The sequence below is a fragment of the Streptomyces sp. WAC00040 genome (assembly GCF_056835925.1).
The window spans coordinates 146778-173632 of record NZ_JAKQZE010000005.1 but is presented as its reverse complement, the minus strand read 5'-3'; the positions used below and the strand labels follow the sequence as shown (position 1 = coordinate 173632).

Sequence of the window (26855 nt, the reverse complement as noted above, 5' to 3'; positions counted from 1 at the left end):
GTCATGTCCCCTGTAGTGGTGTAACCGCGTCGGATTGATCCTCTGTCTGGGGGTAGAGCGAGTCCATGCCGCCTTTGGGGAGGTAGCTGCGGGGGAAGGCGATCCATTCGTCGTGCATTTCGACGAGGACGGCGGTGGTGAGGCGTTCGAGGGCGGGCGGGTTGGGGAAGATCTGGACGACGTCGACGCGGCGCTTGATCTCACGGTTGACCCGTTCCAGGGGGTTGGTCGACTGGATCTTCTTCCAATGTCGTTCAGGGAAGTCCGCGAACGCGGTCAGGTCGGTCTTGGCCTCCAGGAGCATGTCCCTGACTTTGGGGAACTGCCGTCCGAGCATGTCGGCGACGGTGTCGAGCTGGGATCGGACCAGGCCGGCGGTGGGCTGGGCGAAGATCGTGCGGATCGTCGCGGCGACCATCTCCCCGGAGTCCTTGCTGATCACGGAGAAGACGTTCCGCAGGAAGTGAACGCGGCACCTTTGGTAGGCGGCACCGAGCATGACCTTGCGGACGGCCGCGACCAGGCCCAGGTGGTGGTCGCCGATGACCAGGCGGACCCCGTTCAGGCCGCGGGACCTGAGGGAGCGCAGGAACTCGCTCCAGAACACTTCGCTCTCGCTGTCGCCGACCATGAGGCCGAGGACCTCGCGGCCGCCGTCCTCGGTGATGCCGGTCGCGATGACCACGGCCTGGGAGACGATCTGGTGCTCGACCCGGGCCTTGCAGTAGGTGGCGTCGAGGTAGACGTAGGGGAAGCGGGTGTGGTCCAGGGGCCGGGTGCGGAAGGCGGACAGTTCGGCGTCCAGGGCGCCGCAGATCCTGGAGACCTCGGACTTGGAGATGCCGCTGTCGCCGCCCAGGGCCTTGACCAGGTCGTCCACGCTGCGGGTGGACACGCCGTGTACGTACGCCTCCATGATCACGGCGTAGAGAGCCTGGTCGATCCGGCGCCGGCGCTCCAGCAGCGAGGGGAAGAACGATCCGGTGCGAACCTTGGGGATCGCCAGGTCCAGGTCGCCGGCCTGTGTGGTTAGCACCTTCTCTCGGTGCCCGTTGCGCATCGTGGTGCGGGTCTCGGTGTGCTCACCCGGCGCGGCACCGATGTGAGCGGTGGCCTCGGCCTCGATGAGTTCCTGCAGGATCCGCTGGGCCAGAACCCGGACCAACTCGATTCCGTCCGCCGAACGCAGTGACTCCATCAGCCGGAGTAAGTCATGCTGGGACAAGGCCATCGTGTCACCTCTCTCAACGAGCTTCGCTACTCGGAGAGTTGCGCGATGGCCGCCTCATGACCAGGGGGTATGCGGAGATCGCTGTTACACCACTCGACGGGACACCATCCGGCCACGACGGCAGGCGGCCTCATGTCCCAGTCGGCCAGCGTGTCGAGCATGTCCAAAGCCAGCCGCCACTTCTCGCGGTGTGTCACCTCGGGCGGGATGCATCCCCTTACACGTCCGATGAACTGGGAAAACGCCGACCAAGTTCGAGTCTCGTTCGACGCCCGGTGTTAAACGTCTAGCTCAGACCGTCTGAGCGCTGACAGTCGAGGGGCTATTCATGCACTTGCGGTCGAGCCTGCCGCCGCGATGATCGAGACCCGGTCCGTCCGGAAGAACGAGGAACTCCTGGGCGTTGCCCGTTGACCACCACACGGCGGATCCGGGAGCAGTTCCGGATCCGCTCTCACCCGTTGTGGCGCAACCAGTTCTTCCGCGTCGAATCAGGCGACTGACTGACTCATGGCGTGCTGACTATTCGGACTCGGACAAGGTGAGTTTTGGTTCTGTGGCCATCACGACCTGGCTGATGGTGAACCCGTCGAGTGTGCTGATTTCCACCCGGTACAGCCCTGGCGTGGACACCACTACCTGAGTGCCGATGGTGCCGTCCATCCAGCCGAGGACGGGGCTCTGTGCGTCGGTGGCGTCGTCGAGGTTGCGGATGTGGCATACGAGGCCCACGAGGGAGTCCACCTCGGTCACCTGAAGGCTCCAGGGGACGCCGGCTTCCACCAAGTCGGGGAGGAGGAGACCGCAGCCGAACTCGCCCTGTGGCGGGCCCATGTGCGTATCGCGCCGAATGATTTCCTCCACGGCGTCGAGCGCGCCCTCCTCCTTGGCGAGGCTCCCGTGTTGAAACGGAAGGGGGGTGACCAGCTCGGTGATCTCGGCAGATTCCTGGTAGACGGTGCCGTCCCCGTGCACTGCGAAGTAACGCAGCTTGTCGTGCCTGTCCCGGATGAAGGACCCGTCGGTGTTCTGCCTGCCTCCGTCGAAGTGAGCGGTGACGGTGCCGCTGTCCATGCTGAGGTTCTGCCAGGTGGGATGGCTGATACCGACGACCGATCGGTGGTCGGGCAGGTCGGTGTGGCGCTGGCTTCTATGGAACTCGAGTGCGTTCCGTGCCAGTTCGGCGTTCCCGCCGAGTGCGCTGACGTCGCCGGGGGTCAGGTGCCGGATGTCGTCGCCGTCGCGGACGCACCTGTACTGGGGCAGGAGGTCGTGCAGTCCCGGCATGGTGGCGCACAGGGAGCGGAGTTTGTGACGCGGAAGGGGTACGGGAGCTCCACGGCCGGTGTTGAGGATGACTGCGGCCTTCACGGCCCCATGGAATGGAGTGCCGAGTGTGATGACACCGCGGGTGTCGTCCGCGAGATTGGTATCGAAGGGGCCGTTCAGAGCACCTCGGGTGACAAGGCCTCCCATGGAATGAGCGACGAAGACGAGGCGGGCGGGGCGCTGGTCGACCCGGTGGGCACATGCCTTGATGTGCTCGGGGTGGTCGCGCCAGGCGGTGAGGTGGCGGCGCGCGGCGTCGGCGAGTAGCCGGGCGTTGGTGGCTACGGGAAGTCGCCAGTCGTAGGCGAAGGCCAGGATGGCGGCCTTGTGGGCAACACATTTTTCGATGCGGGCTATGAGGTCGGTGTAGGGCTCGGCTCCACGCAAGTGGGGTGTCCAGGCCGTCGATGTGAGCAACCCCGCGGCTCGGATACGCCCGGTCTTTCCTTCGAGTTCGTCATCGGTCAGGTGCAGAGCCTTCAGGCCCTGGGGGTGTGTCCAGGCCTTGACGTACCAGGAGGAAGTGGCGAGTCCCCAGAGATGCTTGCCGGTGGCGGCGTCTCTCAGCTCGCTGCCCATGATGCCGGGGACCACCACCACTGCGTCCTGCGTAGTCCGGTCGGATAAGGGCTTCTCGGCTGGCTTGCGCAATGTGCGCGACTGGGGCTTCTTGCGGTCCATGAAGCTGAACAATAGGGACCATGGCGGGGGAGCAGGTTGAGATCGACGATTCCGGTCGTGAGGCAGCACTGGCTGCTGCGCGCTCGCAGGTGCGGGACCAGCCGGCGGGTCTGCTGGTCATCCTTGCGGCGGAGGACGGTAAGCCGGCCTTCCACGAGGCGATTGACGAGCAGCTGGAAGCGGTCAAGGCGTGGTGGGGTGCTTCCGGGCGGGGCTTCGAGGTGGTGGAGACACGTGAGCCGACGTCCCGTCACGACGTCGAACGCTTTCTGGAGCAGGCGGGAATCCGAGAGACGGAGCCGGACGTGCCTCTGGTGGTGTTCCTCACCGGCCACGGAATGGCCGGCTCGCGGCACTACCTGCTGCTGAGCGAGACAGACAGACAGCGGCCGCTCGCGACAGCGTTACCTTCGGCAGACGTGGTACTGGCAGCTCTGGACTCCCTCTCCACAGACGTTCTTGTGATCGTCAACATGTGCGAAGCGGCCAGTGTCGGCGGCGAGATCCACAAGGCCAGGAGGGATCTCGCAGCGACGAGGAGCCCGGCACGACTGAATGTCCTCGCGACCACCGGAGACCGCACCGCAGTCCTGGGGAAGGAGTTCGCGCTCGTCCTCAGGGAGGCGTACACGTGGCTGTGCCGCGCCGGCGGCATCACCACCCCGTACCTGTCCATGGCGGACTTCCTCGATGCTCTGGAACATGGGGTCGCTGCCGTCAACAAAGAGTACGGACGGCAGATCCCATGCCCTGAGGCCCTGCTGTCACCAAGTCGCAACAAGCCAACGACCGCCCTGCCGAACCCTGCCTACCCTCCCTCATCGACTGCCGGACAAGGGAGCGCGGAGCCGTTCTCAACACTGTGTCCCGAGCAGAGCCACTGGATGGAGAAAGCCAGCGGTCGCCCTCACCCGCAGGATCCCGGCTGGTACTTCTCCGGCCGGACCGCGGCCAACACCGCTGTGACCGCCTTTCTGCATGGACCTCCCGGCGTACTGATCGTCACGGGCATGGCCGCGACAGGGAAAACGGCGGTGCTTGGCCGAGTCGTGACACTGAGCGACCCGGCGTTCCGCACGTCGCCCCACTACGCCCGGGCCGCAGGTACGGCTACAGATGTCGTGCCTCCGGAGGTGGTCACCGTCGCAGTGAACGCCCGAAACCACAGCTCCTTGAGTCTCCTCAAGCAACTGTGCCAAGGGGTCGGCGTGATGCCGCCCCCATCGGCGGACGATGTCCGGCAGTGGCGTGACGCGCTCCGTACACGCATCACATCTCATTCCTCTGTCACCATTGTGGTCGACGCCCTGGATGAAGCCCTGAGCCCCGCGCGGTGCGTGAGCGATGTTCTGGCGCCGTTGGCAGGACTGGCGCAACCGGCGGACCCGTACCCAGCGGTGCCGCCTCAGGGCAGTCCTGGTGCCAGGCGAGCCCAGCGTCCCGGTCTGCGGCTGCTGCTGGGGGTGCGCAGTGCGCGGCCGACGGGACACCATGCAGCGAGGGGACGTGAGCAAGGGCTGCTTGCAGCCCTCCATGCCGCCTTCATCGGTGCCGTAGAGGTGCGCACTGACGAAGAGGGGGTGGAGAACGACATCGCTCTCTACGTCCAGGCACTGTTGGACGGCGTGGATGGCTGGGATCCGCAAACCGCGGCCGCCGCCTCCCTAAATGTGGCGAGGAAGGTCCAGCCGTCATTCCTCGATGCGCAGCGCGCTGCCACACAGCTGCGCGCAGAAGGACCACGACTGCTGGGGGACCTGAGCTGGTGGGATCAACTCACCACCGGTACGGCCGGCCTGCTGCGCGCAGACCTCGATGCTGCCACGGCAACCGGGCAGTTCGCCCCAGGAGAGGCGCTCGCGCTGCTCCGGGCGACTGCGTTCGCCTGCGGGCGAGGCCTGGCATGGGGCGAGGTGTGGCCAGCAGTCGCCGCCGCGGTGCACGGGGCCACGCTCGAGAGTGCCGATCTGAAGATCGACGCGCTTCTGCATGGCAGATTGTCGGGCTACCTCAGTCACGACGTCGAGGACGACCGCATCGTCTACCGACCTGCTCACGACGTCCTGAGGCGTGTCCTGTGCTGCTGGCCGTCCGAGAACGACTTACCCGGAGGCCACCCCTCGGAGAGAGGCCGGCGCACTCCCGGAGAGATCCCCCACGAAGAGCAGACCGTCCACGCCACGATCACTGCGGCACTGTCAGCCGTCGTTCGCCCCTCACCAGGCCACCCGCCGCCACCCTATGTGCGGCGTCATCTGGCCGACCATGCCGCGCTGGGCGGAGTTCTCGACGACGCCCACGTGCCCGCACAGGTCCTAGCCTGGGAATCAAGCGGCGGCATCCGACGGCTTCTTGCCACCTCCACTCCGTCAGGTTCCCGCGCCTGGCTCAACGCATGGGCTGCGGTCGAGCCCTACCTGCAGGGCGCAGAACCGGAGGCCCGGCTCACCAGCCTCCACCTCGCATACACCGCGATGCACCACCCAGGCGTGCCCCTGGGACGCCTGCCCAGAACGTCTGCGCTTCCGGGATCGATACTCACCATCATCTGGTCGCGGTGGCGACCACCTGCTCCCATCCTCGCGACCGTCGACCATCAAGTTGCAGCCATGACAGTCCTCGACGACCCCGACGTCGGCCCGCTCGTTGCACTGGGGGACGAGCAGGGCGGCATCGAACTCGTCGAGGTGGTCACGGGCAGGGCGACAGGAGAGCGGATCCACGCCCATGAGGGAGGAAGCGTCACGGGTCTAACCAGCGTCCCCGCGCCCGACGGCTCCTTGCTCGTATCGGGAAGCACGGACGGCACGGTACGCATATGGGACGCGCGCACCGGTCTGCTCACGGACCAGCTCGGCAGCCCGGGAACCATTTGGGTGGACGACATCACGCTCGTCCCTACCCCAGGCACGTACGGGGTGCTGGTGGTCAAGGGCGACGGGACGGTCACTCACTGGTCCCAGGCAGCGGGCTCTGCTGCACTGCCCTCGGTCGAACCTCATGACGGCCGGGCCTGCGTCACGACCTGCATCACTCAGGCCGGGACCCGGCTGATGGTGACAGCCGCCGAAGTTCTCAGCGTGTGCGACATGGACAACAACCGGATTCTGCACCGCTGGCAGCTCCCCGCCTCCGACGTACGCGTTCTGATAGCAGCGCGCATGCCCGGAAAAGTCGTCACCGGTCACTCCGACGGCAGCGTGATCCTATGGGACGTGACAACAGGGGAGCAGACGTGCTTCATGGAACGCGGCCCTGCTGTCCGCGCTCTTGCGGCCCTCGCCGTCGACGGGCGACATGTCCTGGCGGCCTCACGAGGCGACGTGATCCTGCTGTGGGACGTCTCCCAGGCGGCGGCGCAGCCGCCCCGGCGGCTGACCGGACACTCCGGCGCGGTCACCGCTCTGACGTGCCTGACCACAGCCGACCAAGACACGCTGCTCTCGTCCGCGCGCGACCGCACGGTTCGGACGTGGGACCAGACCGCTCTGCGCGACGCCCTGGCGCGCCCTGGCGATGTCTCGCATGCCGTGACACACGCCGCTGCGGACATGAGCGATGCCGACAAGCCGTTGCTCGCAGTCGCCGATGTGAAGCGAGTGGCTCTGTGGGACACCGCGCAGGGTCGGGTGGTGCGGGAGTGGAACAGGGACGGTGTGAAGGCCATGACCTGGGTTTCGACTCGCTCCGGCCGCATGCTGCTGTGGGCCGCATCCGACGGAAGCATTTGCGGCTGGCGCCCCTCCGCAGTAGCAGGGCCGGCATTCAGACTCAAGGGGCACAGCCAGCCTGTGGTCAGCCTGGCCTCGTGTCTCACCAGCGACGGGCGACGCATTCTCGTCAGCGGCGGTCGTGACCACCGTGTCGTCTTGTGGGACCTGGACGGCCCGCGACACCTCCGCGCATGGCGCCACCATGGGCTACCTGTGCAGGCTGTCGCGGCTGCGTCGGATCAGCACCATGACTGGATCGCTTCCGGAGGATCGGACGGCGTCGTGCGCCTGTGGGCGATGGACAGCAACAAGCCAGAAGCCGAGCTTTACTGCGACCAGCGTGTCGTAAGGGCCATCGCCGTCAACGCTCAGCCGGAGGGCGGGCTGCCGCCGCACCTGGTGAGCGCCGGCGACGACGGAACCGTCCGGCTGTGGGACCTGCTGACAGGCCGGCCCCTTCAAGGACCACTGGCAGGGCACTCCGCATCCGTCACAGCAGTCGCAGCATGGTCCACCGACGGACTCGGATCGTTCGTCGCCAGTGCTTCAAACGACGGGACACTGCGCATCTGGGACGCTGACGGAGGCCGCTGCCTGCTGCAACTTGCCACCGCCAGCTCGGTCCACACCTTGTCGGCCCATTCGGTCTCCGATGGGCACGTCGCCCTCGTCGTGGCCGGAACCCCAGGTGTGATCGTCTCCAAGCTCGACCTACGGACCCTTTGAGGCCGATGTTCTGTACCTGTGCGCCCCCTCAAAGCCCTCGTGCGCCCCCAGATCCGTAATCGAGACGGTCGCAGTCGAATGAACGAGATACAAGAATGATCGTCTGGACCCACCTGTGCCAGCGGGCAGTGCAGCTATGGCCCCCCTGCCAGCGGGAGCTGCGGGCCAGTCCAAGTGCCTACGCCGAGCCAGTCCCGCAGGGACTCAAACAGCTTCCCGGCCCCCCGCCGGTCAGATCTCGTGTGACGGTCGGCGAGCACCCTCGCATCGATAGGAGCAGTGCGTGACGCCGACCGACTCTTCGAAAGTCCGACTCATACAGGCCCCCGCACAAGGTGTGTGGCGGCTCGGCAAGAGGGTTCCAGTCAGTTACGAGCAGATACGCCGCGAGGATGCCGACAGCTCGGCCGGTAATGCCTGGAGCCTGGTCGGCTACGGAACCCTGTACTGCGCCTCCGAACAGGAGGGGTGCTTCGCAGAAGCACTGGCTCCTCTTCGTCCCGACCCCGATTGGCTGCCCACAGCGCAGGAGGACTGGGGCAGCGAGAGCAAGGACGCACCGGGCCGCCTGCCGCCCAAGTGGACGTCCCGTCACATGCTTGTCCGCTTAGAACTGCCCAAGGATGCCCAGTTCCTGGATGTGGACGACGAGCAGACTCTCAAAGCGCTCTCCATGGAACCCCAGCTCCGCAGCGTGCTGGACGACAACGCCGTCGAGCAGCTGGCGCGCGAGCACATCCAGGGCTTCAACCGCAAGATCACTCGAGCCATCTCCGCCTGGGCGATCTCCCAGCGGGACGAGCAGGGCGGTCGCCTCATCCATGGCATCGCCTACCGATCACGCTTCGGTTTGCACCAGTGCTGGGCCGTGTACAACGACGTGGCGATGACCATCCTCTCGTCGACCCTGGTGTTCCCTGACGACGAAGCACTGCTCCGGGTGGCCGACGACTACCACCTGCAGGTGGACTGAGCACCACGACGACGTGACACCACAGTCGAGTCGACCCGAAAATCACTCGAAAAACCACTCGAAACGGTACCTCCAAGGAGGGGTGAAGCCACCTCGCCTCACACGGGTTGGCCCGCCGAAACGAGTGCCGGGGACGACCGTCATCGCTGGTGGGCCTCCGATGTACCTACCGGCGCCGGAGCTTGACGGTTAGTCAGACAAGTGAAAAGGCAGCCAAAGAAGTAGAGTTGTGCGCTGTTAATGGGTAGGCTTTATGTATCGAGAGAAGAGGGGTCATGATCATAATCGGGGAGATCAACGCATTACCCGGGGCGCTGTACGTCGTCGCAGCAGAGCCAGCCCTTCCAGCGGCACGGCTTCGACCCTCAAGAGGCACCTGCGCCTCAGCGGCACAGCGGCAGTCCACGCACACCGGATCAGGACCGACCGGCAAGCGCTGGGACTAACTGCTGTACCACCTCACCCGTCGTGGTAACGCTTCCCCGCGGGTGCAGTACAAGAGAAGTGTTCTGCGCGCGTGGAACAAGCGTCGCATCGTGATGCTGCCTCTGCAGCCCCGCGGCGTCTCCCGCGCATCACCTCCAATCACCCGTCGTCTGGCGCGCGACAGCACCTTCATGCGCGCAGCCGAGGCCACGAGGGAGACTCCTATGACCAGGACCATGGACCGGCAGAGCAAGGACCTCGCCGAAAACACGGATGTTGCGGCCATCGCCCGCAGGTTGCAGCAGCACCTGGAACGACGCGACGGCGCCCAGTTGTCCCGCAGCAATGACCTGGCCGAGATCGCGCACGTCACCACCACACGCATGCGCGTCCAGGACATCGCTCGCTTCCTGCAAGAGCATCTGGGGCAGCGCATCACCGCACGTATTGCGAGGATCAGTGATCCCCGGCAGGTGGGAAAGTGGGCAGCCGGCGAGGCTCAGCCGCGTCAAGACGCAGAAGAACGCCTCCGCGCTGCCCTGCAGACGTTTCAGCTCATCCAACACGCGGAGGACATCTACACGGCGCGCGCCTGGATGATCGGAATGAATCCGCAGTTGAAAGACGAGACGCCAGCGCAGTGCATCGCGGACGGATGCTTCAAGGACGTGATGGTTGCAGCTCGCGCCTACGTCGATGGCAGTTGAGGCCTCCGGTCTAGCTCGCGGTGATGCACCTTTCCATGTTTGCGAGCGCCGGGTTTGAGCTGTGAGTTCGACGTCCTTATCCGAGTGATCTGTCCGATGCCCTCTGGGAGTTGATTGAGCAGGCCCTTGCCGCCTGGCGCTTCGAGCACCGTGGCCGGACCCTGGACTTCGGCCGACCGCCCGAGCACACCTGTGCGAGCCTGTCTCCACCCGGGGGTGCGGAGGGGCTGCGGGGCTGGACGGTGGCGGGCAGGAGGGCAGCGCCTGCGCTGTCCAGGAAGCGCGCGGTCGTCCGCCCGAGCGGGCGGGTCGCGCGGCAGTTTCGCAGCTGGAACAGCTCCCGGATCCGGGAGCCCGCAAGACTCACGGGCATGGGCGGGCAGGGAAAGTTGCTCGTGAACAGGTTGACCAGACGCTGGTGGAACATGGCCCGCACCAATCAACGGCTGGGTGAGCCTTCCCATGGGCTGGTAAGGAGGCAGCTGTTTGCGTGACGCAGTGTCAGTCGCGACTGGAGGCCGACCCATCCACCCCGACGATCACCGGATCACTCACTGCTCACTCTCCCATCCCTGACAACCAGCACGCGCCCCTCTGTCAGCTTCCAGCCTCGGCGCAGCCGTCCACCCAGGCCAGGGGTCATGAGGAGTCGCTCGGCCCGCCCTGTATCCCTGACCCGGCCGGGCGGGGCGGCCGGGCCGCTGATCCCCCACCGGGCAGCAGTCCGCCGCGGACGGCGTCGGTGACGCACGTCCAGCCTCCACCGGCAGGCAACGCCCTGCATGTGGGGAGGCGCGAGGAACAGTGGCCGGGGATGGGGGAAGTCGTGGCGTGGCGGCGCTCGACGGCTGGGGTCACGCTGGGAGGACAGAGAACGGACGGCGGCGTGGAGACCTCTTGGGGGTGCCATGACTGGTGCGGACGGGCGTCGGCCGATCGTGGTGGGCGTCGACCCCGATCCCTCGAGGCGGCTGGCGCTCGCCTGGGCCGCCGACGAAGCGGATCGGCGTGCCCTGCCGCTGAGGCTTGTCCATGCCCAGGGCGTGCCGACCCGCGGATACCGGTCGGGGGAGGTACGGCCGTCCTGGGAGGAGTGGAACCGGGCGCTGCACGGCCTGGGTGACCAGGTGCTCAAGGAGGCGGTCGCCTTCGTCGAGTCCCGGCGTCCGGCGGTGGAGGTGTCGACACTGCTGGCGGAAGGGGAGCCGGCCTGGGTACTGCGTGAGGAGGCGCGGAGCGCCGCACTGGTCGTGGTGGGCTCCTGGCACCTGAGCAGACGGCGCGAGATGTTCACTTCCGCCTCTGTGGCGCTCCCGCTCTCCGCCCACGCTCCCTGCCCGGTGGTGGTCGTACCGGAGCCGGAGCACATCACCGAGGAGCCCCCGTACCTCGTTGTCGGCGTCGACGGCAGCCCGCACTCGGCTGCGGCCGTGGATGTGGCCTTCGAGGAGGCGGCCCTGCGCGGAGCGCTCCTGCGGGCCCTGTACGTGTGGCATCCGCCGCTCCTCGGTGTCCTCGATGAGGAAGCCGCGGTGCGGGAGTGCCGCCGGGTGCTCTGGGAGGCGGTCGCGGGCCGCACCGCGTCGCATCCGGACGTGGAGCTGCACCACGAGGTCGTCCGCGGACACCCGGTGCGGGTCCTGTCGGAAGCCTCGGAACACGCCCTCGGCCTGGTCGTGGGAACCCGGGGGCACGGAGGATTCATGGGCATGCTGCTGGGCTCGGTGAGCCAGGGCGTGCTGCACCAGGCCCACTGCCCGGTCATCACGGTCCCGGTGTGAGGCGACGAATGGCCTGGGCGCCTCTGCCCCGGACGACCCTCGTGCCGTCGGCCGGCCCGTCGCGCCATGAGAAGGCGCCGCCGGTCGAGGGCGGCGAACCGGCGAAACGTCCGCCGAGCTCCCTGGAGTCCGCGATGGCAGCCTCATCCACTGCTCTTCGTTCAATCCGGCCGATTCCACCGGCGACGAGGACTTCGTCACTGTATGGGATCGGATGATGCGCACCGGTACGGACCCGCTGGTACCGGACGGAGGGAGGGACGATGCGGTCGGTGCCGCGTCCGGTTCCGGTGCGCGTCCCCCGGTACGGGAAGTCGCTGCCGATGAGGTTTTTGCCGTGCTGGGCACGTCACGGCGCGGCCTGTCGGCGGCGCAGGCACGGACCAGGCTGGAGGGGTACGGGGCCAACGAACTGCCGCGGGCGGGGCGCCGCGCCGTGTGGCGGCAGCTGGGGGCGCAGTTCACGGATCTGTTCGCCGTGGTGCTGATCGTCGCGTCGGGGATCACCTTCCTGGCGTATTCGCTGGAGCAGCCGCGGGACGTGGGGACCCTGCAGCTGGCGGTGGCGATCCTGGGGGTCGTGGTGCTGAACGCCGCCATCGGCTTCGCCCAGGAGTACTCGGCGGAGCGGACGGCCCAGGCGCTGGAGGCGATGGTGCCCCACACCTGCCGGGTACTGCGCGGCGGTGAACGGTTGGAGCTGCCGGCGCGGGAGCTGGTGCCGGGCGACGTGGTGGTGCTGGAGGCCGGCGACGCGGTGTCGGCGGACTGTCGGGTCGTCGAGGCGCACGAACTCGCGGTGAACAACGCGCCGTTGACCGGGGAGAGCAACGCCGCGGGCCGCGTCTCGGGCAGGCCGGCGTCCTCGCCGTCGAACAGTCCGCAGAGCGAGCCTTCGGTATACCGGGACAGCGCCATCGCGGCGGCCTCGCCCCACTCAGCGAGCCGGTCGGCCGGCCACCTGCCGGGTTCTGGACTGACCAGGGCATCCACCAGGCCGTTGAGCGCCGTTGCCTTGGGATGGTTCAGGGCGTGCTGCAGCGCGTGGGTGGACTGGGTGGTGAGGGCGTCGGGTTCGACCGCCAGGATCAGGGAGCGGACCAGTTGCTCCCGCACCGCTGGGGAGAACAGCTCGGAGCAGGGGTTGAGACGAAAGTCGCCGGCCTGGATGGTCCTGCCCCTCAGTGCCTTGACGACGGGCCGCCATTCGCCGGTCGCGCCGTCTTCACCGAAGGAGTCGATGACGACGGCCTGGTGGCCGTGTTCACGGAGCTCCCGGTGGATCCGGATCTTCGCGGTGGTGCTCTTGCCTGAGCCGAGCCCTCCCAGCGCGAGCGTGTTCGTGGACGGGAGAATCGCGGCGGAAGCAAGCACCGGGGAGAGGTGGAAGGCGCGGCCGTCCAGCAGGGAGCGGCCGATCGGGATGCCCGGAAATTCTGTGTTGGAGGTGACGAGGGGCGCGGTGATCGCGGCGTGGCTGGAGGGCAGGCGGATCACAGGATCGCCCCTTTCTGGGTGGAGGCCCCGTGCGGGGTGGTCATGATGTGGGCGCGGTGCTGCTGGCCGGTGAGCCCTCGGCGCTCAAGGGACCGAAGGGATCGAAAGTCCCTGTTCCAGTTGCATGGGCGCACGCAGGACTGGCCTGTACATACCCTGGTCCGCTGATAACTAGGAAGTTGGGGTCCCTTCAGTCCCTCCACTGGCAGGCACAGCTGCTTTGACCTGGTGAAACATGGCAGGGCCGGGCGGGGACTCGCCGGCGAGCTGGTGCAGGACGGCGCCGCACCCGCCCCACGCAACGAACGCATCCGGCTCATGGACATTGCTGGGATGCGGAAACGACACCTTCAGCACGGCGCTCTCCTCAGACCGCCGCCCGTACCGGAACGATGACGCCACACCCTGGTGCTCCCCACGATCCCTGACTCGGCGAGCCAGTGCGTCGCTTCGGTCGCTGCCGATCGCTGAATGACAGCAGCGACCGAAACTGAGCGCCTGGGTCAGGGTTCAGTCGCTGTACGGGTTCTACCTACCAGCTGGTCAGCGATGTGCCTGTGCGTGGATAGCGACTGAAGCGACTCAAGGGCGAGATATATGAGGCCACTACTTGTATGCGCGTGTGGGTTATACATAGGGGACTTCAGTCGCTTCAGTCGCTTTCTGCCTCGTGTCAGGTCGCTGACCTGCTCTGATGGGTCTCTCTTGTAAGCAGCTACCGAAGCACCTGGGTCGCTCCCATCGCCACCGGAACGTCCTTTTCGTCGGGGCGGAGTGGGCGGGTGTTTCCTGGGGGTACGCGCTGCACGCTAGTCTGTGCCCGTTCTTGAGTCGCTTGAGTCGCTGATAGGGGAACTGCATGTCTGCTGAGCTGCGGCTTTCACGCAGCGACTCGCAGCAGTCCCCGCTGCAGGCTTCAGTCGCTGAGCCTTCGATGCTCGCCGTTGCAAGGTGGTGCTCCCGTCGGGGATGGCCGGTCCATCCGCTTGCTCCCGGGCGGAAGACGCCCCCAGCGAACTGTGAGGCCTGCCGACAGCCCGGTCACAGCCGCCACAGCTGTGCGTGCCGTACCGCCGGGCGCTGGTGTCACGGTTTCCACGCGGCCACTCTTGATCCCACTCGCATCGCGCAATGGTGGAATCGGACCCCTGAGTTCGGCGTTGGCGTCGCCTGCGGTCCTGCAGGCCTCGTTGTTATCGATATTGACTCTCATCCGCAGCCGGTGCCGCCGCGAGACCAGCTTCTACCAGGCATTCCGATTGGCGACCAGATTGACCTCACCGGGCTGGCAACTGGCTACCACACGCTAGGAATTTTGGCGGCGCTGAGAGGCGCTGTCAGTCCTGCAGACGACGAATCGACCATGCGTGTACGAACACCGTCTGGGGGCCTTCATGTCTGGTATCGGGCCACCGACGAGCGGCGCTGGCAGTGCTCCACCGGATCCGGCCGCGGCCGCGGCCTTGCCTGGCAGGTCGATGTTCGAGCACACGGCGGCTACATCATCGCTCCCGGAACATCCACCAGCGCGGGCACTTACACCCCCTTTGGAGAGGTGCGAGAGCCAGCCTCGCTGCCCGGTTGGTTGGCCCAGGAGCTTGAGCGCACCGGTCACCTCCCCGTACCGAACATTCCCGCGCCACGCCCGGTACCGGCCCGTGCCCGGCTGGCCGTGGTCGCCGCGGGTGGTGGCCGCGACCAGGCCAGCCGCACCCTCGCCACAGTCCTTGCAGAGGTCGCCGCCTGCGCCGCCATGCCCGAGGGCGCAGGCTTCTCGGGCAAACTCAACCGCGCAGCCTTCACCGTGGGTGGACTCGTCGCAGCAGGCCACCTCACCGAACAGGCTGCTGAGCACGCCCTGCGCGATGTTGCCGAGATGGCCCGGCCTGGCCAGGAGCGCCGCGCCAGGCAGATTATTCGCAGCGGCCTTGCCGCTGGCTTGCGACTTCCACTCCACCCCGGGAGCCGCTCGTGACCTTTCCAGGCAGCAACGGTTCCCTCTTCGATGTGCACGCCGTGGCCACGCAGATCCTCGCTCAGGGGGCAACGTCCGTGCCTTTTCAGGGAAGTGAAGGCCCTCTATCAGGAGCTGCACACGTCCCGGCCACGGCTGCTGGGCTGCTGCCGGACACCCTCTCTGACCGAGGTAACGCAAAACTCTTCGTGAAGCTCTATGCCAACGACTATCGATACGTGCCTGGCTTGGGATGGTTCCGCTGGGATGCGACCCGCTGGCAAATCGACGAAGACGACACTGTTCTGTGGGCGGTTGGGGACCTCGCGGAGAATCTCGCGGTACACGACCCTCGCGGCGTTTTCACTTCTTCCGCTCTCCACAAGCACAGGCGGCGGGCATTGAGCACCGCAGGCATGAGCGCTTTGCTCACGCAGGCCAAGTCTGCCCCCGGTATGGTTCTCAACGCCTCCCTCCTGGACGCAGACCCCTACGCCCTGTGTACCCCTGCGGGCGTGGTTGATCTACGGTCCGGACTGCTGCGTAGTCCGGATCCGAACAAGGACTTCCACTCACGGTCCACCTCCACCAGCCCCGACCAGGGCTCCACACCGCGGTGGGACTGCTTCCTTCGTGACACCTTCGGCGATGACGCGGAAGGAGCAGAGATGATCGGTTTCCTGCACCTGCTGCTGGGCTACTCGATCACTGGCGACGTGGGTGGTCAGGTGATGCCGTTCCTGTTCGGCAAGGGAAAGAACGGCAAAAGTGTCCTGCTAGACGTGCTCATGAAACTGCTGGGCGACTACGCTGACGCTGCCCCTCCCGGCTTCCTCATGGCCCGGCCCTACGAGGGCCACCCCACCGATCTTGCCGAGCTTCATGGCCGGCGCGTCATCGTCTGCTCTGAGGTCAAGCCAGGAGACAAGTTCGATGAAGCACGCGTCAAACTCCTGACCGGCGGCGACCGCATCAAGGCCCGCCGCATGAGGCAGGACTTCTTCAGCTTCGCTCCCACTCACAAACTCTGGCTGCTGGGCAACCATCGTCCCGAAGTTGGCACCGGAGGCTTCGCGTTCTGGCGCCGTATCCGCCTGATTCCCTTTGAACGTGTCATCTCCGATGATCGCAAAATCGACAATCTTGCGGACGTCCTGGTCGCCGAAGAGGGCCCTGGCATCCTTAACTGGCTGATCGAAGGCGCCCGCCGCTACCTGGCCGGCGACAAAGACCTCACAGGCCCCCACAGGGTCCGCATCGCCACCACCGCCTACGCGGAGACTGAGGACCACACCGGACGCTTCCTCGAGGAGTGCTGCGCCCTGAATGCTGACCACCGGGCGGAGCAGGCCAGCTTCTATGCTGCCTACCGGGACTGGTGCCAAAATGAAGGTGCACCAGCAGTCTCGTCCCGAGCCTTCGCTACCCGGGTGCGTGAACTGGTCGGACTCGCATCGCCGAAGGACATGATCTTGTCCAACCAACGCAAGTACTACCCGGGCATTGGACTACTCGCCGACGAGGAGACAACGTGAGCTCCCTCATCACCGACGACGAGATCAGCCACGAGACTGACCTGGTCTGGCTCGAGGACACCACCGATCTCGACTACGTGCGGCAGAGCCTGGACCGCCTTCCCACCCGCCGCGGAAAGCCCGCATACCACCGCGACGGACGAATGGTCGGCTACGCCCAACTCGGTCCCAAGGCGAAGGCCTCCCGCTCTTCGGGAACCTTCCGACGCCGCGTTTTCTGGCTCGTTCCCCACGACCGTGACAGCGAGCCCGATGGTGTCTACGCCACCGGCGCTCCGGCCGAGGCTATCGACCCCCGAACCCTCACCCCCGCTAGCAAGGGACGCAAGACCGAGCGTTCCGAAGGCGGCCCGCCCTCCAGCGCGATGCAGGAACTCGGGATTACGCTCCCCCTTTGAGGTTCTCATCGACGGTGCCGTCTCCATCTCAAGAACGCCAGGCTCAGGGCTATTTTCGGGCCGCCGCAGTATCCGGGCAGGTGTCCCCGCTGCAGCGTCTGACCACCCCCTGCAGTCAGCCGAAGCCTCCTTCAGCTCGTCGGGGCGGCGGACTGCACACACGTCGTCGACGGAGGCTCGCTCTGATCGTCGGATTGGCCGTCGCAGCACTCGCCCTATTCGCAGAGGCGCAGTGGCCGTCCTGCAAGATGACGGGAAGGATTGGCTTGAGCCCGCAGACAGGCCGATGAAAAGCTGGCGAAGTCGCTTCACCTTCTCCAAGATGAAATGCTCCGACGCCGCAAGCAGGAAACGGTCCTTGTCGGAGCCCTTCTGGGAAACTGCGGATCAAAGAACTGCTGGTCCGCGATCGAGTGCATCGTCGCCAGCCCTCCACCGTCCGCCTTCTCCATAACGCCGGCAGGGGGTCGCAGCGCACGCCGGTGCCGTCGGCGATGCCGAACTCGGACTCCGCCACGCCTGGCGAGCGCAGCCGACGTGTCGCCGTCATCGGCGTGTATGGCTCGCAACGGGCAGCCGTGGCCCGCGAGGAGGTTATTACAGTTGCCCGGGTTTCAATTGGTCAGATAAGGCGCTTGAGTACGTCTTCGACGGCGTCGACGAGGGGATTGCCCTCGGTGCCGGGTCGTCGGACCAGCCCGAGTTCGACGTCGGGGAGTTGGGGGAGGCCTCGTGCGGCGGTGCCCGGTTCGGTGGTGGCTGGGAGCAGGGCGGCGGCACCGAGGCCGGCGCGTACGGCTGCCCGGACGCCGGCCAGGCTGGTGCTTTCGAAGGCGGTACGCCAGCCGCGTCCGGCGGTTTCGAGGGCATCGAGCAGGGGTTGGCGCCAGCGGCACGGCTGGGAAAAGAGGACCAGAGGGAGAGGGTCGAGGGTGGTGTCGACGCCGGGGGCGGCGGCCCAAGTGAGGGGGAGGCGTGAGGTCCAGCGGGGTGGCTCGGGCAGGTAGGACGGGTCGCACAGGGCCAGTTGGATTCGTCCTTGCTCGTATGCCTCGCGGAGCACGGGGCCGGGGCCGCTGATGAGTTCCAGGGTCGCTCGGGGGTTCATGCGGGTGAAGTCGGCCAGGGCCTGGGGGAGTGGCGCGGCGGTGAGGTCCTCGAGCAGGCCCACGCCGCAGTGGCCCTGGACGACGGGCGCGGCGGCGGTGAGTGCCTGGGCGGACAGGGCGAGGATGCGTTCGGCGTAGGGCAGCAGTGCCTCGCCGGCCTTGGTGAGGGTGACGCCGGTGGCGGCTCGGTGCAGCAGGGGCTGTCCGACGGCGCGTTCCAGCCTGCGCAATTGCTGGCTCAGAGCTGGCTGGCTGTGTCCGAGCGCGACGGCGGCGCGGCTGATGCTACCGGAGCGGGTGCAGGTGACGAAGACCCGCAGTTGTGCCGTGTCGAGTTCCGAAGCCATAACCAGATATTATGTAGACCCGCCCTGATTGGCCAGTTCCTTCTGGCCCGGTGGGTCCGTAGGGTCGGTGGCATGCTCTATTTCCACGTTGATGTCTTCACCGGCCTGCCTTACAGCGGCAACAGTCTCGCCGTGTTCCCGGACCGCACCGAACTCAGCGGTGCCCAGATGCTGCGGATCACCCAGGAACTGCGCCACTTCGAGTCGATCTTCCTGGCCCCGGACGAGGCGCCGGGAGGCTCCGCCTGGCAGGCGCGGGTCTTCGACCTCTTTGAGGAACTGGACTTCGCCGGACACCCGGTCATCGGGGCAGCCTGCGTCCTGCATGCCCTGCACGGCACCGGCGAGCGCGAGACATGGACGCTGCGGCTGAAGGACCGCACGGTGGAGGTGACCACGCGACGACACGGGCCCGGGCGGTACGCGAGCGTGCTGGACCAGGGCCCGGCGTCGTTCCTCGGCTGCCCAGACCCCGCGCATGCGAAGGACCTGGCGGCCTTGTTCGGCCTAGACGCGGACGACCTCGATCCGGACCTCCCCCCGGAAGTCGTTTCGACGGGACTGCGCTACCTGGTGCTTCCGGTCCGAGAGGGTGCCCTGGCCCGCGCCCACATCGGCACGGACATCACCGGGTCACTGGCCGCTCTCGGCGCCCAGTTTGCATACCTACTCGACGCCACCGCCCTGGAAGCGCGGCACTGGAACAACGACGGAGTGACCGAGGACGTGGCCACCGGCAGTGGAGCCGGATGCGCGGCCGCGTACCTGCGCCGTCACGGCCGTATCGGCGATGGCGAAACCGCGACGCTGCGGCAGGGCCGGTTCACCGGCCGCCCCAGCGAGATGACTATCAGCGCCGCCGGCCACGGGGAGGAGATTCACTCCGTGCAGGTAGGTGGCGAGGTCGCCTTCGTCGGCGAGGGACGTCTTGAGGTGCTGCCCCAGTGAACACGACGACCCACCCGACCGCGACGCCCCTGCAGGCTTTTCCGGCGCACGTCGGCCCGGACACTATCCGCGCGATCGTGGGGTACGAGGACATCATCGAACCGGTGGCGGCCGCATTCGCAGACTACAGCCGTGGACTGGGCGACTCCCCGGTGGCGGTGTTCGCACCAGCAGGCCGGGACGGCGACGTGCATGTGAAGTCGGCCTGGCTGCCAGGCCGACCGATCTTCACGGTGAAGGTGGCCAGCTGGTTCCTGGAACGCGCCCGGCAAAGCGGAACGCCGGGATCCGGTGTCGTCGCCGTGTTCGACGCCCGGACCGGGGACCTGCGGGCCCTGCTGGAGGACGAGCACCACCTGTCCGATGTCCGCACCGCAGCCGCCGGCGCCCTGGCTGCTCGCACTCTGGCCCGTCCCGACTCCGCGGTACTGGGCGTGCTGGGCACGGGGGTTCAGGCGTACTTGCAGGTGCTGGCCGCCGCAGACGCACTGCCGATCCGGGAGGTACGGATCTGGGGGCGCCGAGAGAGCCGAGTACAGCGCCTGGCCACCGCCTTGGCCACCCGCCGCCCCGACCTGCACGTGACCGAGGCGGGCAACACCCGACAGGCGTGCGAAGGCGTCGACGTCCTGTTGACGGCCACCGCCAGCACCGAACCGCTGGTCGACGAGTCCTGGTTGGCTCCCGGCCTGCACATTACCGCCGTAGGAGCCGACGACCCGACCAAAGCCGAATTGTCCCCCGCCTGTCTCCAGCGCGCCGACCGGATCGTGGTCGACAGCCGCGCCCTCACCACCGTCCACGGTGACCTCGCCCGGGCCGAAATTGCCTTCCAGGACCTCACGGAACTCGGCGAGATCCTCGCCGGCTCGGCGCCGGGACGTGAACGTGATGACGAGATCACCGTCTGCAAACTCGTCGGCCTGGGCGTGCAGGACCTCGCGGCGGCGCAGGTCACGCTGGACTGCCTCCAGGGCGCCGAACCGCACCGTAGGCGACCACCTGCCTCTGCTGCAGACCTATACCGGGACACCGGACCGGCCTGCCCGACAGCGAGGAGCTGACAACCGCCATGTAGCCCCGCCCAGTTCGTGGGCGGGTGGCGACGTCCGCCGACGTCGATGCCATCGTCGATACTCTGACCACTGCGTTCTTCCACGACCCGCTGTGGGGGCCCCGTTCCCTGACACCGAACACCGCGCCGTGCAGGCGGCGCATGTGGCGCCTTTAGCAACGTCGGCATTGCGGCATGCGTGGCTGCTGGTAACGAAGAATGTTGAAGCCGCGGCCGTATGGATTCCGCCAGGCGCGGATGAGCTGACCCCGCAGGAGGTAGCTGGCCTGAAGGCCCTTCTGGAGCGGGCGGCAGACCCCGACGTGGCCCGTTCGGTCCTGGCAATCGCCGACCAGTTTGCGGGGCCCCGCCCAGCAGACCTGCCCTTCTACCTCACCCTCCTAGTCTTCCGAGTCAGGAATCCTGCTCAGGTGTGTAGGCTAGCGCCCGGCCATCGGCTGCATCGATTTGCGCTGGCCGCCCAGCAGTAGCCCCCGCAGATACAAGGCGCCCTTCTCACGCTGATCACGCCGCACCAGCGGCGCGAACACCTCCCTGTCGGCGTACTCGCGAAAGTGGTCCCTGCAAGGCTGAAGCTGCTGGTGGTCCACCCCCAGGATCTTCGTGAAGCGGGAGTGTGCCACCGTGCGCCGCTGACGCTCCGTCACGAGTAGCGGCAGTGTCATCCGGTGTGATGACCTCTTACGGATCATGTCGCCGCAGCTGGATGCGGTGCGGATGGAGCGGGTGCGGGGTCGGCAGGCGGCGTGGTTCGCAGGGTCTCCTGCCAGCCCTATCCGTGCGGCCTCGCAACCTCCTTCGAGTGGGTCCGGTCCGCACGTGAGGTCCCAGCGCACTACGTCGGGAAACGCTGTCGACGACAGCGGGCGGAAGACCGGGCACCTCGGATCCATTGGTTTTGCTCACCAATTCGATGCGTAAAGATTAACTGGACCTGATGGGTTGTCCTCGGTGACCATGGCAGCACGGTGTGCCACACAGATAAGGCTGTCTCCATGTCCGAACGTGGGTTCCTGCTCCTCCATGGCTGGCAGAATCGCCGCCCCGTCGCTCACTGGCAGCACTGGCTGGCTGACCGCCTCAGCCACGACGGCGCACTGGTCTCATATCCCCAGCTCCCCGACCCTGACCACCCGTCACTCGATCGCTGGCTCCAGGAACTTGACATCCAGCTCACTGCGCTCGACACCGAGCAGCGCATCGTCATCTGTCACAGTCTCGCGTGCCTGCTCTGGCTACATGCTGCTGCCCGGGGTGCTATTACCGTCCCCGTCGACCGCGTCCTCCTGGTCGCCCCCCCATCGCCGAGTGTGGTTACGCGATACGAGGAGATGGCCGTTTTCTCCCCGCCATCCACACTGACGGCCGACCATCTGGCAATCGCTGCTGCGGACACCCGGATCGTCGCCTCGGACAATGACCCATATTGCCCGGAGGGCGCCGCGGCCATCTACGCTCAGCCTTTCGATCTGCCCATAGACATCCTTCCCAGCGCCGGCCACCTGGATCTGAACGCGGGATACGGACCCTGGCCGTCACTCCTCAGGTGGTGCCGTGCCATGAAACTGCGGAAGATCATCCCAGGTCCGGGAACATGGATCCCAGCGAACTAATCCGCTTGATGCAGTGTCGATGCGGGCCGCTCGGTGGCCGGACGCCGCCCGGCGGGGCGAAAGACACTTCCCCATGCGCTCGTCCTTACTCGGCCCTTTCCGTGGGAATTGACCGTAGTCAGTGGGGATATAGCCGCGCAGATCATTGGCCGGATTACATACTGTGCCGAAACCCGCCATTGTTCCAGCGAATGTTTTCGACTAGATCTTCACCGCCTCCGTCTTCTGAGGGAGCTCAAGCATCGCGGCATCCTCGCTGCGGTCGCGCACGCGTTGTCATACAGCCCTTCCTCGATCTCCCAACAGCTCTCGCTGCTGGAGTCGGAGGTTGGTGTCCCGCTTCTCGAGCCCGTGGGCAGACGCGTGCGTCTGACTCCTCAGGCCGAGATTCTGGTCGCTCACACAGAAGCCGTACTGGAGAGGCTGGAACAAGCCGAAGCCGACATCATCAGTTCGCTGAGCGAACTCTCCGGCACCCTGCGGATCGCGTCCTTTCAAACCGCGGCGCTGGCTCTCGTCCCGACGGCACTGACGCTGCTGCGTGACGCCCATCCTCGCCTGCGCGTCCAGCTCACCCAGTTGGAGCGCGAGGGCGCACTGTCGGCTCTGCTGGCCCACGATGTCGACCTGGTCATAGATGTGGAATACCCGGGTGACCCCAGCCCGCGCCACGCCGAACTCGAGCAGCAGGTCCTCGGCCGCGACTTCCTGCACGTGGTCCACCCGGGCATCGCGGACGGGGCTGAGCCACAGGAGGTGCTGCGCATGCTGGCTGATCACCCATGGGTCATGGAGCCTGAGGGAACGGCCGCCCGCACCTGGGCGATGGCCGTGTGCCGTGACGCCGGATTCGAACCCGACGTGCGCTATGAGTCCGCCGACCTTCTTCTCCACCTCCGGCTCGCGGAACAGGGGCATGCTGCCGCACTGCTCCCGGACCTCGTATGGCTGGGCCGTCGCCCGACTGTCGACCTGCAGCCCGTTCCCTTCCCTCGATCTGGGGTCTCGTGCATCCGTGCAGTGGTTGGCCTCGCACGCGACGGGCGGGACGTGGAGTTTGGTCGGATTATCTAATGATAAACGGTAGGAAACATTTGCTAGACCCGATGCATAGCTTCCTGGATTGTGGTTTGTGGTTCCACTCCACACGCCCCGGAAGCCGAGGCCGCCGTGATTCCCTATCCGCTGAAGGCAGCCGCATCACCCATATCACACCGCTCCGCGATGGTCCCGGCCCTCACTGGTCCCGCAGCCCGGCACTTCGCGCTCAGTGTGCCCGCAAGCACCGAATCAGTTGGGCGCATCCGGCATCGGCTGGGGGCCTACATGGCTGCATGGGGACTGTCTCACGGACTGCAGGAAGAGGTGCTAATGATCATGTCTGAGCTGGTCACCAACGCGATCCTCCACGCCCTGCCACCCACCGCGCTGCGTGTCTGCTGCACGGCGCCGTCGAACACCGTTCGCATCGAAGTGTCGGACGGCGGTTGCCGGCCCGTCCTCCCAGAGCGCCGTGGGGAGGATGAACATGGCCGTGGACTGTGCATTGTCTCTGCTCTGGCAACCCGGCACGGCACCATCGTTCACGGCAGTGGAGCAATGCGTTGGGCCGAGCTTGGCCCAGAGCCCTGGGCAGGGGGCGAGGATGTTGGTGCAAGACGTGTGCCCGGTTGTTGAGCATTCCGTCGAGCTTGCGTTGCGTGAGAGCCGTGTCTGGCAGTGAAGCGCCGTGCGGGCTTCGGGAGGGGAACCGGGCCGGTCGTCCCCCGGGTATTCCACAGCGCCCTCGTTCCGCACCGACACCGGCCCTGCTGCCCGGGGACGGGATCCGTCAGGGTGACCCGCCGCCGATGCCCGTGGACGCTTGCCCCGAAAAACAGGAATGGCCTCGAGGGTTTCAGCAGTTCCAGTAGGGCGCCGGACGCCGCGAAGGTGGGCCGTCCTCACGAGACCGGCCAACGTCCATGGCCCCGACGCCCGCCGCCTGTGTCAACCCGCTTGCCTGCAGGCGCCACGAACTGCCCGGGGCCGGCAGGGCCGAGGCGGAGAGCCTCTGCCCGGGCTCGTGCTGCTCGACCCACATCCGACGTGCCACTCGCGGACGATGAACGAGCGCAGATCGCTCTCCTTGCACGAATTTGAGCCGATCGAATGCATTGCGATCGCCATCTCACACTTCACCAGCAATGGATCCGGTCGTAACGAACGACTGGAACGCCAGGGGCACATCGCCGGCTACACGATCGTCCGCGCCGGTGACGACATGGGGGACGTAGTCTCGGCGCTCGTGCTCGTCTACCGCCAGGACCGCATGCGCGGCGGCGAGGTCCTAGCCGCGCTCAAACGCGTCCCCGAGGTCGTCATCTGTGAGATCCTCAGCGGCGACTTCGACATCATGGTGCGCCTGGAAGCTGCCTCGCTGGAACGCGTACGGAGTATCTGGGAGGACATCGCCCAGATACCCGGCGTACAGAACACGGTCACCGCGCTCTCACTATCAGCGTGGTCCAATGCACTAGAGGCGGGCGGAGTTCAACGGCACCGGGGTAAACAGCGCCATCACCTCTTCCCGATCCAGCAATCCGCCCTGTCCCGCGAGGCACACCACGGCTGCCCCGTCACCAGGGCCTCGTCTGCGATCCAGGCGGCCGCCGCGTAGCTGATGCGGGGGCGGCGGTCACCGATCCCACTGACCGGGCGGCCGTGCGGGCCCAAGCGCTCCTCGTGCGCGGTGATCCCCACAACTCAGCGCGTGCGCAGGCTGGAGCAGCCGCGTGTGAGCCACTGGATCGAAGTGAGCAGCAGGTTCGGCTGCTCGAAGGCGTTGAGCTGGAGTTGCCCGTTCTCCTTGACCACCGTGATCGTGACATCCGCGTAGCAGATCTGGTTGACCTTCTCTGGGATCACCGGGTGGTCTTTGCCCAGCAGATCGACGACCCGGCTTGGCGGGGCGGCAGCTCGATCTCGGCCAGTCCGCTCTGCGGTCCGCTGGATAGCAGGCGCAGGTTGTTTGCAGATCTTCGTCAACTTCACGGCCAGCCGCTTCCAGCAGGCCCGACAACCAGCAGGAAGACATCGGTGTCAGAGTCGCCTCGACGTCGGCGGCTGGTTTCGGCTGGAGCCTGGTGAGAGCTTCAAGGTGCCGGATTGCTGCCTCGGTGTATCCCGGCTCGTTGGTGATGCCCGTTCCGATGACGGTGGCGCCGAGGCTGATCTCGTGCAGCAGGGGCAGCGTCTCGTGCAGGCGGGCCGTGTCCTCGGCCAGCGTCCCGCCGAAGGCGGTGAACTCCTGGCCGAGAGTCATGGGCACGGCGTCCTGCAGTTCGACGCCTCCGCCGGCCATGCCGGCGAAACTCAGCTCTGCGGGTTCAGTGGCCAGCAGCGGGGCCAGGTCGATGCCATTGGGGTCGACCAGGGAACCCGCTCGCAAGTCGGTGATCGCCACGACGCGCAGGGCGAAGCCCAGCTTTTCGGCAAGGTGGTCCCCGCTCTGGGATATGAGCTCGGCGAGCGCGCGGTTGACGCCGCCGAATCCGATGAGGGCGAGATCGTATCGGTCCATGTGAACGCTCCTTCGCATCCACCGTCACCTTCACGGTGCGGCTGCTCAGAGCCTCGCGCCGCAGCCCGGCACCTGCTCCATGCCACAACGACCGCATAACGTGCCGATCTGCACCACCAGGTGTCAATCCGGCGCCTCCTGTCGGGTGGTGCACCTCGGGGATCCAGTCCAGCGGCTGGCACAGTTCGCTGTGGCGACCTGGGCGTCCTCGCGGAAGGCGAGCGCGGTGTGGCAGTGCGGAGATCTGGTACCTCTTCGACGCCGCCGGCCGTCCGGTCATGGAGCGGTGCGCCATGAAGCCCGAGGGCTCGACCACCTGGACCGAGTCCACCCGCCGGATCTACGGCTACGACAGCCTCGGCCAGCTCACCAACGACCGGATCGCCACTCCGGACGGGGCGACCGCGATCGCCGCCACCACTTACGACTACGACCTCGCTGGCCGGCTGACCAAAACGACAACCACCGGCACGGCCGGGGCGGGCGATCTTCGGTGTGAGGCCGCGGGCCCGCAGGAGGCGGCGGTACTTGTCGTAGTCGTAGCAGCGGTCCGCGAACAGCCGGCCCGGCCGGTGCCTCGGGCGCCCGCGGACCGCGCGGATGCGCGGTATTGCGTCCAGCAGGGGCATCAGCTGAGTGACGCCATGACGGTTTCCGCTGGTCAGCGAGACGGCGAGCGGTATGCCGTGGCGGTCGGTGATCAGGTGGTGCTTGCTGCCCGGACGCGCCCGGTCGACCGGCTAGTGCTGGTCAGCGGATGCGCCTGACGCGCGTTGCCGCCCTGCTTCGGGATATCGAAGTCGACGGCTCACCGCAGGTTCGTGATCTGGTCGCGTGCCGGCGTGCGGGGCCGGCTGTACGAGGCGATCCTGCACCGACTCGACTACGCACGGCTCCTCGACCTCTCCCGGGCCCTCCTCGACTCCGCCCAGGTCAGGGCAAACCAAGCGGCTGCACGCCGACAAGGCATACGACGTCCCCCACCTGCCGAAATAGTTACGCGGCAAGCGTATTGGAGTCCGGACCGCCCGCAAAGGAATCGGGCGCCGTCCTGTCTCCTCCTCCAGCTCCCGCGCGGTGGCGTCCACCGCGCTCTCACCGTCCTCCACCAGGCCCATGGGCCGCTCCCAGGCCTCGTCCTGCTTCCGGTTCAGCACCGCGCCCCCGGGTGCCCGGAGTCTGCTCTCCTCCCACCAATTGCTGCACGCGGCATCGAACATGGACCCAGCTAAAGGGAATCGTCGCTTTCT

The 26855-nt window shown here is 66.8% G+C and carries 18 protein-coding genes and 8 pseudogenes; 16 read left to right on the top strand and 10 right to left on the bottom strand.

Features of this window, described 5'->3' with window-relative positions:
• Position 1: 1 nt before the first annotated feature.
• The 3 genes and pseudogenes from MDN94_RS35750 to MDN94_RS35740 form a co-directional block, all read right to left on the bottom strand.
• Entirely contained in the window at positions 2-1231 is a 1230-nt protein-coding gene (locus tag MDN94_RS35750) for an IS256 family transposase (RefSeq protein WP_482729975.1), read from the bottom strand.
• Between the two features lie 110 nt (positions 1232-1341).
• Positions 1342-1449 (bottom strand): annotated as a pseudogene (locus tag MDN94_RS35745) (transposase); the annotation flags it as partial.
• Between the two features lie 304 nt (positions 1450-1753).
• On the bottom strand, positions 1754-3241 hold the full coding sequence (locus MDN94_RS35740) for an esterase/lipase family protein (protein ID WP_482729974.1): 1488 nt from the start codon (positions 3239-3241) through the stop codon (positions 1754-1756).
• Between the two features lie 20 nt (positions 3242-3261).
• On the opposite strand from MDN94_RS35740, the gene MDN94_RS35735 reads away from it, so the two are divergent.
• From MDN94_RS35735 to MDN94_RS35710, 6 genes and pseudogenes are all read left to right on the top strand, one after another.
• Positions 3262-7680, top strand: a complete 4419-nt coding sequence (locus tag MDN94_RS35735; protein WP_482729973.1) for a hypothetical protein — start codon at positions 3262-3264, stop codon at positions 7678-7680.
• 283 nt (positions 7681-7963) lie between these two features.
• A complete protein-coding gene (locus MDN94_RS35730) occupies positions 7964-8653 on the top strand; it encodes an RES domain-containing protein (RefSeq protein ID WP_482729972.1) in 690 nt (229 codons plus the stop codon).
• A gap of 650 nt (positions 8654-9303) precedes the next feature.
• The gene (locus MDN94_RS35725) at positions 9304-9786 is read left to right on the top strand and encodes an XRE family transcriptional regulator (protein WP_482729971.1); all 483 of its coding nucleotides are present in this window, start codon (positions 9304-9306) and stop codon (positions 9784-9786) included.
• Between the two features lie 89 nt (positions 9787-9875).
• A pseudogene (locus tag MDN94_RS35720) lies at positions 9876-9974 on the top strand (IS5 family transposase); the annotation flags it as partial.
• A gap of 720 nt (positions 9975-10694) precedes the next feature.
• Positions 10695-11567, top strand: coding sequence for a universal stress protein (locus MDN94_RS35715; RefSeq protein ID WP_482729541.1), 873 nt, complete (start codon positions 10695-10697; stop codon positions 11565-11567).
• Positions 11568-11904: 337 nt separating this feature from the next.
• The gene (locus tag MDN94_RS35710; RefSeq protein ID WP_482729970.1) at positions 11905-13110 is read left to right on the top strand and encodes a P-type ATPase actuator domain-containing protein; all 1206 of its coding nucleotides are present in this window, start codon (positions 11905-11907) and stop codon (positions 13108-13110) included.
• 227 nt (positions 13111-13337) lie between these two features.
• Here the strand turns inward: MDN94_RS35710 and MDN94_RS35705 are convergent.
• Positions 13338-13470: pseudogene (locus MDN94_RS35705) on the bottom strand (aminoglycoside phosphotransferase family protein); the annotation flags it as partial.
• Between the two features lie 453 nt (positions 13471-13923).
• Between MDN94_RS35705 and MDN94_RS35700 the strand changes: the two are divergent.
• Genes MDN94_RS35700 through MDN94_RS35690 form a run of 3 tightly spaced genes read left to right on the top strand, consistent with a single transcriptional unit; the run spans position 13924 to position 16951 of the window.
• On the top strand, positions 13924-15039 hold the full coding sequence (locus MDN94_RS35700; protein ID WP_482729969.1) for a bifunctional DNA primase/polymerase: 1116 nt from the start codon (positions 13924-13926) through the stop codon (positions 15037-15039).
• The gene (locus MDN94_RS35695) at positions 15036-16553 is read left to right on the top strand and encodes a DNA primase family protein (protein WP_482729968.1); all 1518 of its coding nucleotides are present in this window, start codon (positions 15036-15038) and stop codon (positions 16551-16553) included. Before MDN94_RS35700 ends, MDN94_RS35695 begins: the two co-directional genes overlap by 4 nt.
• Positions 16550-16951 (top strand): DUF6009 family protein, encoded by a 402-nt coding sequence (locus tag MDN94_RS35690; protein WP_467664929.1) that lies wholly within the window; start codon positions 16550-16552, stop codon positions 16949-16951. Before MDN94_RS35695 ends, MDN94_RS35690 begins: the two co-directional genes overlap by 4 nt.
• A gap of 622 nt (positions 16952-17573) precedes the next feature.
• Here the strand turns inward: MDN94_RS35690 and MDN94_RS35685 are convergent.
• Positions 17574-18407 (bottom strand): LysR substrate-binding domain-containing protein, encoded by an 834-nt coding sequence (locus MDN94_RS35685; protein ID WP_482729967.1) that lies wholly within the window; start codon positions 18405-18407, stop codon positions 17574-17576.
• Between the two features lie 72 nt (positions 18408-18479).
• Here MDN94_RS35685 and MDN94_RS35680 point away from each other — a divergent pair, with 72 nt between their 5' ends.
• Both MDN94_RS35680 and MDN94_RS35675 read left to right on the top strand, forming a co-directional pair.
• A complete protein-coding gene (locus MDN94_RS35680) occupies positions 18480-19355 on the top strand; it encodes a PhzF family phenazine biosynthesis protein (RefSeq protein ID WP_482729966.1) in 876 nt (291 codons plus the stop codon).
• Positions 19352-20419: an ornithine cyclodeaminase family protein gene (locus MDN94_RS35675; RefSeq protein WP_482729965.1), complete on the top strand. Its 1068-nt coding sequence runs from the start codon at positions 19352-19354 to the stop codon at positions 20417-20419. The genes MDN94_RS35680 and MDN94_RS35675 overlap by 4 nt, the downstream gene beginning before the upstream one ends.
• A gap of 433 nt (positions 20420-20852) precedes the next feature.
• On the opposite strand, the pseudogene MDN94_RS35670 reads toward MDN94_RS35675, so the two are convergent.
• Positions 20853-21020, bottom strand: a pseudogene (locus tag MDN94_RS35670) (transposase); the annotation flags it as partial.
• A 405-nt stretch (positions 21021-21425) separates the two neighbouring features.
• Here MDN94_RS35670 and MDN94_RS35665 point away from each other — a divergent pair.
• From MDN94_RS35665 to MDN94_RS35650, 4 genes are all read left to right on the top strand, one after another.
• The gene (locus MDN94_RS35665) at positions 21426-22043 is read left to right on the top strand and encodes an RBBP9/YdeN family alpha/beta hydrolase (RefSeq protein WP_482729964.1); all 618 of its coding nucleotides are present in this window, start codon (positions 21426-21428) and stop codon (positions 22041-22043) included.
• Positions 22044-22196: 153 nt separating this feature from the next.
• Positions 22197-23117: a LysR substrate-binding domain-containing protein gene (locus MDN94_RS35660; protein WP_482730225.1), complete on the top strand. Its 921-nt coding sequence runs from the start codon at positions 22197-22199 to the stop codon at positions 23115-23117.
• 150 nt (positions 23118-23267) lie between these two features.
• A complete protein-coding gene (locus MDN94_RS35655; RefSeq protein WP_482730224.1) occupies positions 23268-23720 on the top strand; it encodes an ATP-binding protein in 453 nt (150 codons plus the stop codon).
• A gap of 427 nt (positions 23721-24147) precedes the next feature.
• Positions 24148-24702, top strand: a complete 555-nt coding sequence (locus MDN94_RS35650; protein WP_482729963.1) for an Lrp/AsnC family transcriptional regulator — start codon at positions 24148-24150, stop codon at positions 24700-24702.
• Between the two features lie 86 nt (positions 24703-24788).
• Here MDN94_RS35650 and MDN94_RS35645 read toward each other — a convergent pair whose 3' ends face one another.
• The 3 genes and pseudogenes from MDN94_RS35645 to MDN94_RS35635 all read right to left on the bottom strand — a co-directional run.
• Positions 24789-24950, bottom strand: coding sequence for a hypothetical protein (locus tag MDN94_RS35645; RefSeq protein ID WP_482730240.1), 162 nt, complete (start codon positions 24948-24950; stop codon positions 24789-24791).
• Positions 24951-25191: 241 nt separating this feature from the next.
• Positions 25192-25347, bottom strand: a pseudogene (gene aspA / locus MDN94_RS35640) (aspartate ammonia-lyase); the annotation flags it as partial.
• Between the two features lie 704 nt (positions 25348-26051).
• Positions 26052-26345 (bottom strand): annotated as a pseudogene (locus MDN94_RS35635) (transposase); the annotation flags it as partial.
• Positions 26346-26348: 3 nt separating this feature from the next.
• Here MDN94_RS35635 and MDN94_RS35630 point away from each other — a divergent pair.
• Positions 26349-26552: pseudogene (locus MDN94_RS35630) on the top strand (IS5/IS1182 family transposase); the annotation flags it as partial.
• A 3-nt stretch (positions 26553-26555) separates the two neighbouring features.
• On the opposite strand, the pseudogene MDN94_RS35625 reads toward MDN94_RS35630, so the two are convergent.
• A pseudogene (locus tag MDN94_RS35625) lies at positions 26556-26723 on the bottom strand (NUDIX domain-containing protein); the annotation flags it as partial.
• Between the last annotated feature and the right edge of the window lie 132 nt (positions 26724-26855).

Coding starts and splice junctions, on each gene's coding strand:
- MDN94_RS35665 (WP_482729964.1), top strand. CDS start 21,426: ATGTCCGAACGTGGGTTCCTGCTCCTCCATGGCTGGCAGAATCGCCGC.
- MDN94_RS35700 (WP_482729969.1), top strand. CDS start 13,924: ATGTCTGCTGAGCTGCGGCTTTCACGCAGCGACTCGCAGCAGTCCCCG.
- MDN94_RS35655 (WP_482730224.1), top strand. CDS start 23,268: ATGGTCCCGGCCCTCACTGGTCCCGCAGCCCGGCACTTCGCGCTCAGT.
- MDN94_RS35740 (WP_482729974.1), bottom strand. CDS start 3,241: ATGGACCGCAAGAAGCCCCAGTCGCGCACATTGCGCAAGCCAGCCGAG.
- MDN94_RS35680 (WP_482729966.1), top strand. CDS start 18,480: ATGCTCTATTTCCACGTTGATGTCTTCACCGGCCTGCCTTACAGCGGC.
- MDN94_RS35750 (WP_482729975.1), bottom strand. CDS start 1,231: ATGGCCTTGTCCCAGCATGACTTACTCCGGCTGATGGAGTCACTGCGT.
- MDN94_RS35650 (WP_482729963.1), top strand. CDS start 24,148: ATGAACGAGCGCAGATCGCTCTCCTTGCACGAATTTGAGCCGATCGAA.
- MDN94_RS35685 (WP_482729967.1), bottom strand. CDS start 18,407: ATGGCTTCGGAACTCGACACGGCACAACTGCGGGTCTTCGTCACCTGC.
- MDN94_RS35725 (WP_482729971.1), top strand. CDS start 9,304: ATGACCAGGACCATGGACCGGCAGAGCAAGGACCTCGCCGAAAACACG.
- MDN94_RS35715 (WP_482729541.1), top strand. CDS start 10,695: ATGACTGGTGCGGACGGGCGTCGGCCGATCGTGGTGGGCGTCGACCCC.
- MDN94_RS35735 (WP_482729973.1), top strand. CDS start 3,262: ATGGCGGGGGAGCAGGTTGAGATCGACGATTCCGGTCGTGAGGCAGCA.